Raw genomic sequence first — 16,904 nt, forward strand, 5'->3', positions numbered from 1 at the left:
TGGGGAACCACAGATTCAGAAACAGTTGTTATTAGTATCCTGACCGAGCAGAAGAAATCATTGAAACTGGTTTAGAAAAGGTTGCAGGAAACTTCTAAATGAATATTGTGTAGCAAACCAGCATAGTCATTTGTGCTGGTTTTATTTTGTGGTTAAAGGTTTCTTCAATGTGAAAACATTAAACGGACCAAAAAATCGATATCATAGAGTGCATCTAAAGATAAAGAACCAGTTAAAGTGATGCCCGATGCGATAGCGATTAATACCAGATTATATTCTATTCCACCCTTATCTGAAAACAAACCATTTTTTCTGTGTACAGTTATAATGGCGACAATCATTGGGATAATAATTAATACAGCAGCCAACGGCATAAATAATCCTTTGAACATACTTAATGTTGTTAATGCCAACATGCTTATCTTATTTTTAATAAAAGGAGGAGTCAATCATGGTTAATGATAAGGAACTTGATATACAAACGAAAATGGAGACTCTTTTTACAACTACTTGTGGCACATGGGAAAATTGTACAGATTCAAACATTCAGTCGTTCTTAGAACAATGCCAGGAAAATAATATTGACCCGCAATATTGTATGAGTTGGGTAGAACAGCATAAATCAGAAATACCTGACTGGCAAGATGTTTCCAAAGTATCGCTTGACTGGGTGAATCAACATACTTCAACTGGCTCGCCCGTTTCATTTAATGAATAGAATCCTCATTAATCAGTGGAGAGACTACTTGGCTCTCCACTTTAATCATGAAGTCTGTGAAAGGGACGACAGTAAATATTGAATGTCATGCTGCCGAATTTGGAGTTGGTGTTTTGCTTCTTTTTATTTAATAGAAAAATAGTTTAGAAAATTGGCTAGGCGGGGATTCTTGGATGTTCAGGATTTCAGCTTTTTTTCGTTTTTAGTGCTTTTAGGTATTTTCGATTAATTTCACGATTAGCGTGTCCTATATTAACGGCTGCTTTTACAAAATCTATATTAAAATTAGTGAAAAAGTATAGACGAAGTGTATACAACTGCAGTTAGTTGCTTCATTGACAAATGACTAAGTGTTAGTAAAAGTGTTAATTTCCATTATGAAAAGAAAAGTGTATGGGAACAGTTTTTCAAACGAAAACATTCCACTTTTTGTAAAAATGATATATAGTCTTATAATAGTTTAAATGGATAAATGTAAAGTAAGGGAATAGTAAGATTGCTCAAGAAGTCGTAAAGTGTCTAAAACTGGGGCTTGAGATGGAGGTGACTGATTATTAATACAGCACGTGGGCGAAAGAGCCGGAGTTTATTGGTAATCTAGAAGTAAAGTGCTATAACAAGCTAGTCTACTAAAGGGATGGATGATCGAGATGAAGAAGGATGTTTGAAAAATTAAATAGTATTCTAGGGAGATTTTTACCCATTATGATACCTTTAGTAGTTTAGAAGAAGCTATTGAAGTAAATAATGATGTGGAATTTGGTCTATCCAGTGCGATTTTCACTGCTGACGTTAACCGAGCCTTCCAAGCTATGAGAGATTTGGATACAGGAATTGTCTATGTGAATGCAGGAACATCAGGGGCTGAGATTCATCTTCCATTTGGCGGAACGAAAGGGACTGGTAATGGTCATCGAGATTCTGGTGAAGCATCCTTAGATGTATACACTGAATGGAAATCTATTTATGTCGATTACAGCGGTAAACTACAAAGAGCTCAAATTGATAATTATTAAACATCAGTATTAAAAGAATAGTTTATTTTAATATACCTGTATTGAGGGGCACATCATCTCAATACAGGTATATTTGTTGTATTGTTAAGTTCAAGTAATCTATTCTCACACGCATAGGATCCAAAAATCACAGCGTGTTCAAATGCATATCTTTATTTGCCATCCACGATTTCTTTTAGAATCTCATAAGACCGTTTTTGTTTGTTACCATCATAAATATATGATACAGCCATAATTTCATCGACGTTATACTTCTCTTGAAAACTCGTCAACTGTTTTCGAATCGAATCTTTATTTCCTAACAGAGTCACACTGGACATTGATGCAGCCATTGCTTTTTCAGGCTGACTCCAAATGTGATCCATATTTTCAACAGGAGGTTGTAACGGTGTTTGAGATCCGCGAACAACATTTAGGAAAAACTGCTGCATGGTGGTTGATTCGAATGTAGCTTCTTCGTCGCTTTCAGCGGCAATCACATTCAAGCAGACCATCATATATGGAGAGTCTAAGTATGGAGATGGCTGGAATCGGTCGCGATAAATAGAAATAGCTTCCTCCATATATCTTGGTGCGAAGTGAGAAGCGAATACATAGGGCAAGCCTAATTTAGCTGCTAGAACGGCAGAATCCGTCGAAGAACCGAGGATATAGATTGGGATATTTGTTCCAACACCTGGATAAGCTTTTACATAACTTTGAAGCTCTTCAGGTCCGAAATACGTAAGTAATGCCTGAACATCGTTCGGAAATGTATAGACAGAATCCTTTTGAGCTCGTCTTAGTGCATTTGCGGTCATCATATCCGTGCCCGGAGCTCGGCCAAGACCTAAGTCCAATCGATTAGGATAGATGGTTGCCATCGTTCCGAATTGTTCCGCAACAACTAAAGGGGAGTGGTTAGGCAGCATAATTCCTCCAGACCCAACACGTATATGTTCTGTATGCTCTAAAGTGTGTTTAATTAAAATAGAAGTCGCTGAACTCACTAATGTTGGTGTGTTATGATGCTCAGCAATCCAATATCTTGTATAGCCCATCTTCTCAGTCGCTTGCGCTAAATCGACCATTGCCTCGATAGCTTCTTTCGCACTTTGTCCTTCACGAATAGGAGCTAAGTTTAAGACTGATACAGGTATTTGTATATTTGACATGTAAATGTATCCTTTCTTCATGCAAGTGTCACTATTATAGTAACAATTAGAACAGTGGAAACAAACTTAAATGCTTGGGTAGAAAAATAAATAAAGGAATAAGTGCCCTAAGGTTTATCGCTTTCTTTTTAACGCAAACAATGTATTACCTCTTGCAGCTCCGTTCCATATATCCGGTACAACCGATTCTATTTTGAAAATAATAGAATCTTAATTCATCAATAAGTTTTACGTAAATAAGCTTTAAATCCTTTTGTTTTAAGGAGTTGGAGGCGCATTAAATGAACCGCATTTTCGTAACAGGATGGGATTGTTAAATACAGGATTCTGCTATAGGATGGATACATTTTACATAGTAAAAATTATTCTATCTTACATTTTTGAATAACTTTTAGATTTCTATCCATTCTATGTAATGATTTGAAGAAGTTATGTTTTATTAGTATATTTTTTCATAAAACCTTTTTGCGAATAGACGGTGAAATGTTTCATTTCGAAATCTTTATAAAAGATTGATACTATTGAGATAGAGTTAATAGTATATTCTAAAAATATCCATAGCAAACGATAAAATTATTTTGTGTATTTATTCTTATAACCTAATGATTATATATTTTAAAGGGATTCGATTATAGCGTACAAGTTGCTGGTATATACAATTAATAGGAAAAAATAATTATATATTGAATAATAAAAAAGTATTTAAAAATTCGGAAAATTAGTTGACGGTATAGATAATCGTAAGTAAAATGAAATGGAATAAATGAAATCGATTCTCAATATCATTATTAATAAATTAACAGAAAAGGTGGATATCAATCATGAAGTTATCAAAGTTATTTAAGCCTTTGCTAGTTAGTGCTGCACTAACAGTCGGTCTAGCTGGTTGCGGTGGTACAGATGAAAGTAAATCCAAAGACGAAGAAACAAAATCTAAAACAACGGAAAATCAAGAAGTAAATATCTATACGGCAAGACATTACGAAGCTGATGATGAGATTTACAAGAAATTCACAGAAGAAACAGGCATTGAAGTGAATGTGATAAAAGGAGAAGCAGAAGAGCTGATTGAGAGAATAAAGCGTGAAGGCGAAAGTACAGAAGCTGATTTATTTGTAACAGTAGATGGCGGAGTCCTTGCTAACGCAAAGCAAAATGATATTTTGCAACCTGTGACTTCAGATGTTATTAATAAAAACGTACCTGAAAACCTTCGCGATGCGGATAATAACTGGATTGGGTTGGCGACAAGAGCACGTATTATTGCTTATGCAAAAGATAGAGTTTCACCGGAAGAATTGTCTACATATGAGGATTTAACAAGCGAGAAATGGAATGGGAAATTGTTAGTTCGTTCTTCAACAAGTTTATATAACCAATCATTGCTTGCCTCTTTCATTGAGTTAAACGGTGAAGAAAAAGCAGAGCAATGGGCAAAAGGAATCGTGAACAATTTTGCTCGTCAGCCAGATGGCGGTGACCGTGACCAAGCTAAAGCGATTGCTGCAGGCACTGGTGATGTTGCGATTATGAACACATATTATGTTGGTCTGCTTGCAAACTCAGAAGACCCAGAGGAAGTAAAAGTTGCTGACAGTATCGGAGTCTTTTTCCCGAACCAAGAAACAAATGGTACTCATGTGAATATCAGCGGAATTGGTTTAACAAAGTACAGTGAAAATGAAGAAAATGCAGTTAAGCTTATTGAATATATGACGGACGTTGAAGCTCAAGAATTTTTAGCAGCTAATAACTATGAATTCCCAGTAAATCCTAATGCAGCTAAGCCAGAATTGCTAGAGAGCTGGGGAGAGTTCAAAATGCAAGAGCTAAACTTTGATACTTTAGGGGAGCATAATCAAAAAGCAATTGAGATCTTTAATAAAACAGGCTGGAAATAATCATGAAGGCCGAATTGCTCAAACGTAAGGTGAAAAAAGAATTTAATGGTTGGTGGACCATTAGTTTAGTTGGGGCGGTAGTTATTCTACTGCCCATCCTTTTTATTTTCTCCTCGATATTTCAAGAACCAAATGAAAACTGGTTTCATATTCGTCAGTATTTATTGGGGAATTATGTTGCAAACACGATTATCCTTGTCGTTTTGACTGGTGTATTTACATCCTTTTTAGGTGTAACATTGGCGTGGTTGGTCGCAGCCTATGATTTTCCCTTAAAGCGTTTTTTTCGTTGGGGACTAATGCTGCCGCTTGCAATCCCGACTTTTATAGCGGTATATACTTATCGGACGATGCTGGGTTATACCGGGGTCGTTCAAACTACGTTAAGGAACCATTTTGACTATCAATTGAAGGCAGAATGGTTAACCGTTTCGGGAATAAGTGGAGCCGTTTTTATTTTTACTCTGTTTTTATTCCCTTATGTGTACATGATAACGAGAGCATTTCTTGAAAGTCAAAGTACATCATATATCGAGAATGCAAGGCTGTTAGGACGAAAACCGTTAGCTGTCTTTTATAAAGTAGTTCTTCCTCTTTCAAGGCCTGCTATTGTTGGAGGTACTGTTTTAGTTATCTATGAAGTGCTGGGGGACTATGGAGTTACTAGCTATTTAGGTATTCATACTATTTCAACAGCTATTTTTCAAACGTGGTTCAGAATGTACGATGTAAATTCTGCGATGAGACTGGCTGCTTGGTTAATGGTAATCATTGCCGGGGTATTCTTTTTAGAAAAACTGCTTAGACAGCGGCGACGTTATCATTTAAGCAATAAATCAAGGCCGCTTGTACCTGTGAAGCTGAGAGGGATGGCTGGAATAGCAGCCTTTCTATATTGTGGAATTGTGTTTCTATTAGGATTTCTCATTCCATTTGTTCAGTTGATTGCTTGGGCAAAACTGACGTTTCATAAAGTGTGGGATGCTTCATTCTTTACATTGTTTTATCAAACCGTCTATGTAGCATTAGCATCTACATTGCTTATTCTTATTCTTTCCGTTGTTGTTGCAAATGTTTGTCGCTCTCATTCTTCATTTTCGTTCATTATATCGAAATGTGTAACTCTTGGTTACTCGATTCCTGGTCCGATTATCGCAATTGGTGTACTAGCTGTTTTTATCTCGCTTGATAAATGGCTCGCTCCGATCTACTCTTCTATGGGACTCGGTGAAGCACCGCTCATTTTAAGTTTATCTTTAGTGATGTTAATCGTTGGCTATTTCATTCGTTTTATGGCTACTGGATTTAACGCTATTGAAGTGGGCTTTGAGAAGGTTGGAACGAAATATACGGAAGCTTCAAGAATACTTGGATTAGGTGTGACAAAAACGTTCTTTAAAGTGGACCTTCCTTTAATTAAAGGGTCGCTTATTAGTGGATTTATTGTAACGTTTGTGGAAATCTGCAAGGAACTGCCGTTGGCTTTGTTGTTGAGACCTTTCAATTTTGAAACGCTGGCAACAAAGACCTATCAGTATGCAAATGATGAGCAAATACATGAGGCTTCTATTTCATCGCTTTTAATAATTGCAATTAGTATTTTATCTGTAATCATTTTTCAAATGATAGGTAAGAGGGGGAAACAATGAGTATTGTCGAAATTGAAGGTCTTACTTTTTCATTTTCTCGCAAAGAGGCTCCGATTATTAATGGTTTCTCCTTTTCTATGGAAAAAGGAGAAATTGTCGGGATTCTAGGTCAAAGCGGCAGTGGGAAAAGTACGTTGCTCCGTTTGATATCAGGCTTGGAAATGCCGATGAAAGGAACGATTAAAATTGCTGGTACGACCGTTGTCAGCGAAGGGGTATTTATTCATCCGGAGGAAAGAGGAGTCGGGATGGTTTTTCAAGACTATGCTCTGTTTCCCCATATGACAGTGAAGGATAATATTCTGTTTGGCTTATCACGTCTGCCTAGAAAGCAACGAAAATCGCGTGTGGATGAGATGTTGGAGCTTGTTCAAATGGAGAGTTTTGAGAAAAGGTATCCACATGAATTAAGCGGCGGCCAGCAGCAACGGATTGCGCTTGCTAGAGCGCTTGCGCCAAAGCCAAATATATTATTGATGGATGAGCCTTTTAGTAACTTAGATGCGGATTTAAAAGAATCGATTCGAGAAGAACTAGGAATAATTTTAAAGAAGGCCGACATGACTTGTATTATGGTCACACATGATCGAAAGGATGTTGAAGCGATATGTGATTATAGCATCGTAGTCGGTCAGTCGAATGTTCCTAATGATTTAAATGGTAATAAAATCCATACTATAAAATAATGGATCTTGTTCAAGGAGCATCTCATTGCCTAAGCGGCAAGGGGATGCTTTTTCTTATATTCGTATCCGAAAATCACAAAGAGTAATCTAAATGACTTAGAGAACAAATGGATAGCGGTTCAAGAAAAAGACTATGCGGTGTTTGAATAAGGGAACTGATATCGCTGAGAAGTTGAATAATACGGCTTTCAATAGTTTGTGACTAGAGTATTGCCTCTTTTCCGTGATAACATAGATAAAAAAGAGATAAGAAAGGTTGGGGCTACGATGAATATTTTGGTGCAAGGTGCAGGAGCTTTAGGTGCTTATTTTGGTGGGAGATTGTTAGAAGCGGGTTTAAACGTTTCGTTTTTTGTGAGGGAAAGAAGGGCAGCGCAATTAGCGAAAGAAGGATTGAAAATATACAGCCCTGAAGGAAACTTTGAAGCAAGAGATGCAACGATTTATACAGAGGCTGAACAAGTTGAAAATATCGATTTAATTATACTGGCTGTAAAAGGATATCATCTTGGCCAAGCCATCCCGCAAGTTCAAACAATTGTGGAGCAGACAGGAGCGTTTGTGCTTCCTTTGTTAAATGGTATAGAGCATTTAGAAACATTGCAGCAAGCCATTGGAAAAGAAAAAGTGCTAGGAGGATTCGCCTCTATCATTGCAACGTTAAATGAACAAGGTCACGTAGAGCATACTAGTGGAAGCGGTGCTGTGAAATTTGGAGCTCTTCATAACGAGCAAACAGAAATATGTGCGCAATTAGAAGCGGTACATAATGATGTAAAAACGAATATTTTAAGGGAAGAAAATATTTTAAAGCATATGTGGAAAAAGTACATATTTATTACGTCGTTTTCAGGAATTACGTCAGCGATGCAGCTGCCAGCAGGTTTTATTACAAGTACGGAAGCGTCATTTGCTGTTGCTAGAAAGGTAATCTTGGAAATGAGCATGCTCGCTGAGAAAGAGGGAATTGTTTTAACAGAGCAAGAAGTAGAAACGATGGCAACTAGATTAAAAGGTTTCCGAGAAGAAGCAACCTCTTCCATGCACCAGGATATGAGAAAAGGACTTCCTTTAGAGGTCGAGCATTTACATGGAGGAGCACTGCGTTTGGCTGCTAAACATGATGTAGTTCTTCCTGTTATTGAAACGCTGTATGGTATATTGAAACCTTATGAAAACGGAAAGCCAAGTGGACTATAATCGTTACGGAAAAAATTGAATAAGTTGTAGAAGGCCCATACAACTTAAAAGAAAAATGACGTGTGCAGCTTATACGTCATTTTTTCTTTTATAAACGGAGCGCGTTCATTTTTAATCTAGTATGTGTTCAATGGAAATGGTTGAATGTCATATGGTTTATTGGACATTTATAAATAAAAGGTATATAGTTACCTAGGTAACTATATTGTTAAAAGAGGGATTTATCACAATCATTTTTTTGACCAAATGTGCAGGTTAGTAATATGGGTGGAGAGAAGCCTATTTGATTCCGTGCTGTACATCGGTTAGAGAAGCGACAATGTATTGGAAAAATTTTAGTAAAGATTAGCGGGAAAGGAGGATTCAAGTATATTAGGGAGCTAAAAGTGTAGTTGATGAATGTGAACAAAATTGGATGGAAGGAGTATGTGAAGCAGACCTTATTACAAATCCTCAATGTTTAAAGGAAAAGTTTAAATAAAGAAAGAGGAGTTATCATGAATCACAAACCTAAATTATGGACGAAAGACTTTTTAATGGTTTCAACTTCAAATTTTCTGTTATTTATATCATTTTATATGTTAATGGTAACATTAGCGATTTATTCGATTAAGGAGTTCCATGCTTCTCAAAGTGAAGCAGGGCTTGCTTCTAGTATTTTTGTTCTTGGGGCAGTCATTGTTAGACCTATTGCTGGGAAAGTGATTGAAACAGTTGGAAAAAAGAATTTACTGCTTTTTGGTTTAGTTTTATTTCTAATCATGATGCTATTGTATTTTCTAGTAAATAGTTTACCGCTTTTATTATTAATTAGATTCATTCATGGTTTTGCTTTTGGGATTAGTACAACAGCTACTGGGACGATTGCGGCCAATATTATCCCAGTGGTACGACGTGGAGAAGGAATGGGGTATTTTGCGACAAGTATGAACTTGGCTATGGCAATCGGTCCCTTTTTAGGATTAGTAATCAGCCAGAAGTTCGATGATTTTATGATTTTTGTGGCAACTACTACTTTTTCAGTCATTGCTTTAGTATCCACTATATTTTTACATGTACCAAAAGAAGAGAAGGCCGCAAGGAACATTCAAATGAAGAGTGGCTTACGCTTTAGTGATTTCTTTGAAAAAAGCACCTTTCCTATTGCGATTCTTGTTGTGATTTGTGGTTTTGTTTACTCAAGTATTTTATCTTTCTTGACTGCGTATGCAATAGAAATTGACTTAGTAGATGCTGCTAGTTTTTTCTTTGTGATGTATGCGTTTTTTCTGTTACTGTCTAGACCAGTAACAGGCAGATTATTTGATGTAAAAGGTGAAAATGCTGTCATTTACCCATCGCTAGTTTTATTTGGGGTAGGCTTGATAATCCTGAGTCAGGCCCATCATGGAATTAGTTTACTTATAGCTGGAGCAGTAATTGGAATTGGCTTTGGTACATTTCAATCAAGTGCTCAAACCGTTGCTATTAATGAAGCGGCGAGTCACAGAATGGGGTTAGCAACCTCTACCTTTTTTGTGTTCTATGATTTTGGGATTGGCGTTGGCCCGTTCTTATTAGGATTTATTTTACCTCTTACAGGGTTTCGTGAATTATATGTAGGTATGGCTGTTATCGTCTTTCTTGGCATTTTAATTTATTATGTAGTGCACGGCAAAAAAGCGGCTGTAAGACAAAGAGAGAAAGTTGCGTAAAGGAAAGTTCATAGGACGTATCTTATTGAAAAGGCTGGAATCCTTGTTATATCGAGGGTTTTAGCTTGTTTAGGTTGGGTCGGAATCGATACTTTACAGCTGCGACTAAGAGGAGTAGAAGATGAAGTGTCCCCGTACTAAGGGGAGAGATACGATTAATCATATTAAAATTCATTGGTTAGTGTCGTATCTGCCTGTCCTTTTTTTGAGGGTTAGAGTAAGTGTTTTTAAATAAAAAAACACCAAGTAAATGATGTACGGTGGAGAGGTTTTTAACTGGATAGTTTCAACAAGTTAGCTGCTTGATTTTCTGTGAGATCAGTAATTAAAACGAGCTCGCTAATTAAATTTCTTCGCGCTTGATTTAACATGTGTCTTTCACTTGAATTAAGCGATTTTTCCTTACTCTGAAACAAGAGATTGCGAACTATTTCAACAGAATCATGCACATCGCCTGTCTTCATTTTTTCTAGATTTGAGATATATCTTTCTTTCCATGAAAGTGAATTATGCGGTTTTTCGTGATGGAAATCTAACAATATTTCCTTCATCGTCTTCCGGTCAACGAGTGAACGAATACCTGATGTGTGTATCTTGTTCATCGGGATCATAACGTCCATTTTACAAATCGGAATGTTAATCACACAATATTCCTCTGTTTTCCCTAGGATTTTTCTTTCTTCAATGGCTTTAATGATACCTGCCCCATGCATTGGATAAAAAACTTTGTCGCCAATTTGAACCAAATCATACACCTCCATATATATCTACATTTATTATGGTAGCATATAATCGATATTTAATCAAATTTTATATAATACCATGGATAGTTAGTTTGTGTCAATATATAATCCATTGATTAATATAGGGCTATTTTCCTGAAATGACTACTTGTATAGATACGTACTATACCTTGCGAATAGACTGTCGCTAGTATGGAGTTAAGAGAATGGATAAAGGATTGTTTAAACGGGTAATCGCTTGTTGTCTTGTGTGAACGAGGCAGGTTTTTAATTTTTCCCGTTTTTGAAAATTCCTCTCTCATTTAAGGCTAAGGAGATTGTTTACGGTACATATTAACATTGGTTTACAATCTGAAAGGTACGGGAGGAAGAATATGAAAGGTAAATTGAAAACTTTGATTTTATTTCCTTTGCTTTCATTTGTCTTTTTATTAGTATGTAGCTTGGATAATAATGAGGTTTATACGCAAGATCGAGCATCTGTCTGTTCAAATCTGAAGGGCATGAGCATACCAGCATCCCAAATCGGTTTGCCGACAAATGGTGCTACCGTTCAGTCTGCGACGTTCGTATGGAAAACTGGAAAGTACTATAAAAATAGAGGATTTTGTAAGGTGCTAGGAGCGATTCACCCAGTAGATAAGAACGCTCCGGATATTCATTTTCAAGTCAATCTTCCCACGAATTGGAACCATAAACTATTGCAAGTGGGCGGCGGTGCTTTTGATGGTGTGTTAGTAACAGGTCTAGGAGCTAACATTGGAAAGCCTTTGGCAAGTCCAGATGCCTTGTCGAAAGGCTACGTGACGTTTGGCAGTGACTCGGGCCATCAAGGCAAGAGCTTAGACGGAAGCTTTGCCTTGAATGACGAAGCCTTGGCTAACTTTGCTTCCGATCAATTGAAAAAAACAAAAGATGTTGCTCTTGAGCTAGTGGATGCACGTTACCGCAGTAAACCATCTCAGGTCTACTTTTTTGGCAGATCGAATGGAGGGCGTGAAGCATTAAAAGTTGTTCAACGCTTTCCTACAGAATATGATGGCGTCATCGTATTATACCCGGCATTAAACTGGGTATCCAAGGCGATTAAGGACAACCAAAATGCTAACGCATTGTACGCTAATAATGGAGCTGGATGGATTAGCCCGACGGAAAACAAGCTCATTAATGAAACGGTTCTTAACGCTTGTGATTCCTTGGACGGTGTTGCGGACGGTATTGTAAGTCATATAACAGCTTGTGCAAAAAAAACAAATCACATTCTAACCTTCTTAAGCAAACATCTTTCTAAGGAAAAGGTAGATATCATCAAACTTTTCAATTCACCATTGCGCTTTAACTATCCGCTTGCAAATGGATTGACGGTCACGCCGGGATATTCTCAATTGCAGGGTGCAAACATTAGTGAGAGTAGACTTTCTCAATATGGAACATCGCCGTTAAAAAGAAAGAACTTTGTCTCAAGATTAGGAGATGGAGTCATTAAGTATATGGTTGTTCGAGATAAAGATTTTAATCCTGTCCATTTCAATCCAGATCAATGGAGGGGTCAAGTTGTGAAAGCCTCACAATTACTTGATGCGACTGATCCTAATCTCTCTAAATTTAAGGACAGTGGAGGGAAATTAATCTTGCTTCACGGAACAGCAGACCAGATTGTTACTCCGTACAGTTCGGTTGATTATTATAACAAGCTTGTCGATAAGTTTGGAAAAAGTTCGCTTGATCAATTTGTTCAGTTCTACTTGGTTCCTGGCTATGGTCATAGAAGATCAGAAGCCTTCACAATGAGAGCAGATTTACTCGGTGCACTAGATACATGGGTAGTGGATGGAAAGAGACCCGTGAATCTCGTTGCACAAGATCAAAACGCTGATACTTTTGGTCGTACCCGTCCGCTATGTGAATATCCAACTTATCCAAAGTACAAAGGAAAAGGGAATGTAAACTCGGCTGCAAACTTTACTTGTGCAGCTCCTTAATTTGTGACATAAGAACTTTGATTTTTTTAAGGGCCTGTCCTATAAGTTATTTATATGATTATGGGCAGGTTCTATAATAAAGTATTTTAAAATTTTGAGGTAGGGTTCTTACTGCTTAATAAATAAAAAATATTTTGAATTTTTCGACAAAATAACAAGGCATGCGACATTGTTGGTATGGTATAAGTAAGGTAAATATTGTAAGTTAACTTACTTATAGAAAAGTAGCACATGTTCCGACATTTAATCAGAAAGATGTAGATGATTGATAACATAATGGTGGTGTCCTTGTTGAAAGCAAATAGATTCATATTATTATCTTTGTTTTGTTCCAGTTTAGCTCTAACGACAGCTTGTGTAACGAAAGAAGCAAATACAAGTATTGAAACAAGTGAAAGAACGAAAGACAATCAAATGGATGAACCGATTGTATCTTCAGAACCGCAAGAAAAAACTCAAACAATCAAGCAAGTGAATGAAACGGAGGAAACATTCCTTGAAATTCATCCAAAAGAAACTCCAGAGATCCTCTACGAAACCATTCCAAAAGACAAATTGCATGAATTAAAATCTGTATATACGTTTTCCGAGGTGTATACGGAAGTAGAAGGTGTATTAACTTTCCGTGGAAATAATTTGAGAAACTCCTCTAGTTATGGTGAAGTGAAAATGAATCCGGTTTCTTTAGAGAAAACATGGTCATTTGTTACAGGTTCAAGCCCTAAATGGGGAGGTGGGGCTGGTTGGACAGGGCAGCCGGCCGTTATAAAATGGGATTCAGACATTAGAGAAATGATGAACCTTAAGGAAGAATTTAAACATAAGGAAAATTTCATCGAGGTGATTTATGCGAGTCTTGATGGAAAAATCTATTTCTTTGATCTTGAATCTGGTAAAGAATCAAGAAATCCTATTAAAGGAAGTATATCCATTGATCCGCGCGGCTATCCGTTACTTTATACCGGTCAAGGAATACCTCAGCAAGGAGATATTGGTTTTCGTATTTTCAGTTTAATAGATGGAGAGATGCTGCACTTCATTCCAGGGATTGAAGCGGATGCTTATCGTCCTTGGGGAGCTTTTGATGGTTCTGCTCTTGTGAATAGAGAAACAGATACTCTTATTCTCGGCGGAGAAAATGGATTATTCTACAATATTAAATTAAATACTGTTTTTAATAAGGAAGAGAAAAATATTAGGGTTGCTCCAGAACAAGTTAAATATCGCTACAAAGTAAAGGGGAATGATTATCAAGGGATTGAGAACTCTGTAGCTGTCTATAAAAACCTTGCCTTTTTCGCGGATAATGGAGGCAGCATTCAAGGGATTAATTTAATGACAATGAAACCAATCTGGGCATTGTCAGGGACTGATGATACAGATGCGTCGATTGTAATTGAGGAAGAAGAAAATATTCCTTTCCTATATACAGGAACAGAAGTAGATAAATTAAGAGGAAGTGATAGCCATTCCCTTATACGTAAAATAAATGGTGTAACAGGTGAAGTCGTTTGGACGAAAAAGTATGACGCGATGTATAACGAAAGTGTCAATGGAGGCATGCTGTCTACACCTGTTATTGGAAAAAATGAAATGAAAGATTTAGCGATTTTCACCATTGCACGGCACAAGACGATGAATGCAGGGCTTATGGTCGCTGTTAATAAAACGACTGGGGAAGAGGTATGGAGATGGGAAATGCCAAGTTATACGTGGTCATCCCCAGTGGCGGTATACGATAAAAATGGACAAGCTTATCTGATTCAATGTGATTCAATTGGTACGATGTATTTGTTAAATGGAAAAACAGGAGAAGTCATAAATAAGATAAATCTAGGGTCCAACATTGAAGCATCACCTGCTATTTTTAATGACTCTATCGTTGTTGCAAGCAGGGGAGGACAGATTTTTAAAGTGAAAATCAAGTAGTGTACGTAATTTTTTGGATGAGAGAGAATGATAAAATACTGCAGGCTGGGGCGAATAACCCCGGCCTGTTCAATTATTTGTAGAAAACTTACCTTTTCTTTAAAGGATTGAAGTTTAAACAGTATTGTTGATAACAGATTCTTATGAAAAAACAATGCGACTTTTGCTGTTAAACATGCAGGTATAGGTGGATTCACCTTAGGTTTACTCCGCATTCCAGACCTTTTTTTGCATAATAAGTGCAACTAGGCCTATAATAGCGACAAATAACAAACTAACAAAAAAGCCCATGCGAATGCTTTTCTCCATCAATGTTCCGCTTACTGCTGCAAGGATGAGGGCAATCCCGATAAAAGCTAACAACTTCCCCCATACTTTCATTTCTAAAATACGAAGAGCAGAAATAATAATGAAAGACCAATTGAATAAAATCAAAATCCCTGCAGCTGTCGTAATGTACTCATAAATTTTACCAGGTAACAATAGAGCGGTAACGATGGATGCGATTAATCCAATCGTTGCGAGTAATAAAGAAGGGAAAGGGAGGTCCTTCCACTTTTTAATCTTTTTAGAAAACACAGCTGGAGCATCGCCGCCATCTGCTAGCGTGACAAGAAGTGTTGTTACCCCGAATAATGAAGCGGTCATTGTTGAAAAACCAGCCATAATGATTGCTGCATTAAATACATGCGGAAAAAAATTAAAATGATATTTATCGAGTGCTGTTACAAAAGGACTTTCCTTTGAATTAAACGCTCCATGCGCAGCCATATAGACGGCAAGTCCAAGCGAAATAATATAAATGATAGCTAGTACGATTAACATAATAATTCCCGCTTTTGGGGCGTCTTCTTTCTTTTTTAATCTCATGGCCATTAGTCCAATGACTTCTATTCCTCCATAAGCGTAAAAAGCATAGATTAAAGAAGACCAAAAACCTTTCCATCCTTCAGGAAATAGTTCCTTCGTTGAATTCGGAAACCCAGCATGTTTTACATCCCCACCAATCCACCCGAATATGGCAGCAGCGGCAAGAATAATAAACATAACAATAGCGGCTGTTTTGATAACGGCCAATACATTCTCTACTTTATCAAAACCTTTGTTACCGGTTAACACGACAATAATAGAGAGAATGGCGTATCCAGTTGCAAACAGCCAAAGGGGAACATGGGGGAACCAAAATCTTGATAAGATGGATAGAGCTGTTAATTGGCTGCCCATAATGAGGATATTTGAACTCCAATATCCCCAGCCGCAGCTAAATCCAGCCCAACGCCCATAAGCTTTGTTTGCATAGTAGCAAAACGATCCATCTTGAGGATCCTCAGCCGTCATTTTAGCTAATAAGTTGTATACAATATAGGTTCCAATGGCTGCTAATAAAAAGGAAAAGACAATAGAGGGACCTGTTATTTCTATACCAATGGCTGATCCGAGAAAAAAACCTGTACCAATCGTACAGCCAACTCCTATTAAGGACAATTGCCACCATTTTAAATTTCCTTCTTTATTACCTTTGTTACCCTTACTTTGACCACTAGGAATAAAAAAATCCAATGCCATACCTCCTCGCATATCAAGTATTATCCTTTGATAAGGGCTTTTGTTTTATGTGCAAGCAGCTTTGGCAAAATAAGCCGCTTATAGTAACAAATCTTCATGAACAGAGGAATGTGTTATGTATGGAGAGAATGCTGATTATGTAGGATATGGGGAATGGCATGAAGTTACTGCAGCTTTTGATTAATTAAGTAGTAACGTTATTGGTTATGAATCAAATGAAAAAATCACAACCCTTTAATTTATTGGTGAGTTTTTTGTATAATGTATAAAATTATGATGTTTTCAAGCGCATACATGGAATAAATCTACTCTTTTTGACACATTACTAAATAGTGCAATGCTTGTCTAGATTAGTTCGTAATCAAGTGTAATGAATAGAAAAGAGGTGTCTTTCGTTTGGAACAAGAAAAAGTAGTTATTAAAATTAACGATAATGGTTCTATTCGCGTTAATGGGAACGTTGAATTAGTGGACGGTAATGGAGATGCATATAGTGTGGGAAATACTTTTTCTCTTTGCCGATGCGGCCAATCCGGGAAACAACCCTTTTGTGATGGAACGCATAAAAAAATTGAATTCAATAGTGCTCCGCGAGCAGAATAAGTTTTACATAGTGTAAGGTTAGACAAATGAATGTTAGAAAGTCGAGCTATTGGTTCTTAAAAC

Annotated in this window: 13 protein-coding genes and 1 pseudogene; 10 read left to right on the plus strand and 4 right to left on the minus strand. The window is 37.1% G+C overall.

Features of this window, described 5'->3' with window-relative positions; all coding sequences use genetic code 11:
* Positions 1-164: 164 nt before the first annotated feature.
* Positions 165-368, minus strand: a complete 204-nt coding sequence (locus BAOM_RS05950; protein ID WP_127759485.1) for a hypothetical protein — start codon at positions 366-368, stop codon at positions 165-167.
* Between the two features lie 83 nt (positions 369-451).
* On the opposite strand from BAOM_RS05950, the gene BAOM_RS05955 reads away from it, so the two are divergent.
* Both BAOM_RS05955 and BAOM_RS05960 read left to right on the plus strand, forming a co-directional pair.
* A complete protein-coding gene (locus tag BAOM_RS05955; protein ID WP_127759486.1) occupies positions 452-718 on the plus strand; it encodes a hypothetical protein in 267 nt (88 codons plus the stop codon).
* A 716-nt stretch (positions 719-1,434) separates the two neighbouring features.
* Positions 1,435-1,734, plus strand: a pseudogene (locus BAOM_RS05960) (aldehyde dehydrogenase family protein); the annotation flags it as partial.
* Positions 1,735-1,886: 152 nt separating this feature from the next.
* On the opposite strand, the gene BAOM_RS05965 reads toward BAOM_RS05960, so the two are convergent.
* Positions 1,887-2,888: an LLM class flavin-dependent oxidoreductase gene (locus BAOM_RS05965; protein ID WP_127759487.1), complete on the minus strand. Its 1,002-nt coding sequence runs from the start codon at positions 2,886-2,888 to the stop codon at positions 1,887-1,889.
* 821 nt (positions 2,889-3,709) lie between these two features.
* Here BAOM_RS05965 and BAOM_RS05970 point away from each other — a divergent pair.
* The 5 genes from BAOM_RS05970 (at position 3,710) to BAOM_RS05990 (ending at position 10,018) form a co-directional block, all read left to right on the plus strand.
* Complete coding sequence (locus BAOM_RS05970; RefSeq protein WP_127759488.1) at positions 3,710-4,789, plus strand: Fe(3+) ABC transporter substrate-binding protein; 1,080 nt, start codon at positions 3,710-3,712, stop codon at positions 4,787-4,789.
* A gap of 2 nt (positions 4,790-4,791) precedes the next feature.
* Positions 4,792-6,438, plus strand: a complete 1,647-nt coding sequence (locus tag BAOM_RS05975; protein ID WP_127759489.1) for an ABC transporter permease — start codon at positions 4,792-4,794, stop codon at positions 6,436-6,438.
* A complete protein-coding gene (locus tag BAOM_RS05980; RefSeq protein ID WP_127759490.1) occupies positions 6,435-7,124 on the plus strand; it encodes an ABC transporter ATP-binding protein in 690 nt (229 codons plus the stop codon). Before BAOM_RS05975 ends, BAOM_RS05980 begins: the two co-directional genes overlap by 4 nt.
* Positions 7,125-7,391: 267 nt before the next feature.
* Positions 7,392-8,324 (plus strand): ketopantoate reductase family protein, encoded by a 933-nt coding sequence (locus BAOM_RS05985; protein WP_127759491.1) that lies wholly within the window; start codon positions 7,392-7,394, stop codon positions 8,322-8,324.
* A gap of 497 nt (positions 8,325-8,821) precedes the next feature.
* The gene (locus BAOM_RS05990) at positions 8,822-10,018 is read left to right on the plus strand and encodes an MFS transporter (protein WP_127759492.1); all 1,197 of its coding nucleotides are present in this window, start codon (positions 8,822-8,824) and stop codon (positions 10,016-10,018) included.
* A 272-nt stretch (positions 10,019-10,290) separates the two neighbouring features.
* Here the strand turns inward: BAOM_RS05990 and BAOM_RS05995 are convergent, their stop codons facing one another.
* Positions 10,291-10,779 (minus strand): CarD family transcriptional regulator, encoded by a 489-nt coding sequence (locus BAOM_RS05995; RefSeq protein WP_180319819.1) that lies wholly within the window; start codon positions 10,777-10,779, stop codon positions 10,291-10,293.
* 356 nt (positions 10,780-11,135) lie between these two features.
* Here BAOM_RS05995 and BAOM_RS06000 point away from each other — a divergent pair, with 356 nt between their 5' ends.
* Positions 11,136-12,743, plus strand: coding sequence for a tannase/feruloyl esterase family alpha/beta hydrolase (locus tag BAOM_RS06000; protein WP_127759494.1), 1,608 nt, complete (start codon positions 11,136-11,138; stop codon positions 12,741-12,743).
* A 291-nt stretch (positions 12,744-13,034) separates the two neighbouring features.
* Complete coding sequence (locus BAOM_RS06005; RefSeq protein WP_127759495.1) at positions 13,035-14,672, plus strand: outer membrane protein assembly factor BamB family protein; 1,638 nt, start codon at positions 13,035-13,037, stop codon at positions 14,670-14,672.
* Between the two features lie 204 nt (positions 14,673-14,876).
* Here the strand turns inward: BAOM_RS06005 and BAOM_RS06010 are convergent, their stop codons facing one another.
* Positions 14,877-16,238, minus strand: coding sequence for an amino acid permease (locus BAOM_RS06010; RefSeq protein ID WP_180319820.1), 1,362 nt, complete (start codon positions 16,236-16,238; stop codon positions 14,877-14,879).
* A 396-nt stretch (positions 16,239-16,634) separates the two neighbouring features.
* On the opposite strand from BAOM_RS06010, the gene BAOM_RS06015 reads away from it, so the two are divergent.
* Positions 16,635-16,841, plus strand: coding sequence for a CDGSH iron-sulfur domain-containing protein (locus tag BAOM_RS06015; protein ID WP_127759497.1), 207 nt, complete (start codon positions 16,635-16,637; stop codon positions 16,839-16,841).
* Positions 16,842-16,904: the final 63 nt, after the last annotated feature.

Source organism: Peribacillus asahii (assembly GCF_004006295.1).
GTDB classification, from domain to species: Bacteria; Bacillota; Bacilli; order Bacillales; family DSM-1321; genus Peribacillus; species Peribacillus asahii_A.

Bases quoted from the DNA above. Each gene is read 5' to 3' on its own strand.
- BAOM_RS05955 (WP_127759486.1), top strand. From the start codon at position 452: ATGGTTAATGATAAGGAACTTGATATACAAACGAAAATGGAGACTCTT.
- BAOM_RS05965 (WP_127759487.1), bottom strand. From the start codon at position 2,888: ATGTCAAATATACAAATACCTGTATCAGTCTTAAACTTAGCTCCTATT.
- BAOM_RS05970 (WP_127759488.1), top strand. From the start codon at position 3,710: ATGAAGTTATCAAAGTTATTTAAGCCTTTGCTAGTTAGTGCTGCACTA.
- BAOM_RS05975 (WP_127759489.1), top strand. From the start codon at position 4,792: ATGAAGGCCGAATTGCTCAAACGTAAGGTGAAAAAAGAATTTAATGGT.
- BAOM_RS05980 (WP_127759490.1), top strand. From the start codon at position 6,435: ATGAGTATTGTCGAAATTGAAGGTCTTACTTTTTCATTTTCTCGCAAA.
- BAOM_RS05985 (WP_127759491.1), top strand. From the start codon at position 7,392: ATGAATATTTTGGTGCAAGGTGCAGGAGCTTTAGGTGCTTATTTTGGT.
- BAOM_RS05990 (WP_127759492.1), top strand. From the start codon at position 8,822: ATGAATCACAAACCTAAATTATGGACGAAAGACTTTTTAATGGTTTCA.
- BAOM_RS05995 (WP_180319819.1), bottom strand. From the start codon at position 10,779: ATGGAGGTGTATGATTTGGTTCAAATTGGCGACAAAGTTTTTTATCCA.
- BAOM_RS06000 (WP_127759494.1), top strand. From the start codon at position 11,136: ATGAAAGGTAAATTGAAAACTTTGATTTTATTTCCTTTGCTTTCATTT.
- BAOM_RS06010 (WP_180319820.1), bottom strand. From the start codon at position 16,238: ATGGCATTGGATTTTTTTATTCCTAGTGGTCAAAGTAAGGGTAACAAA.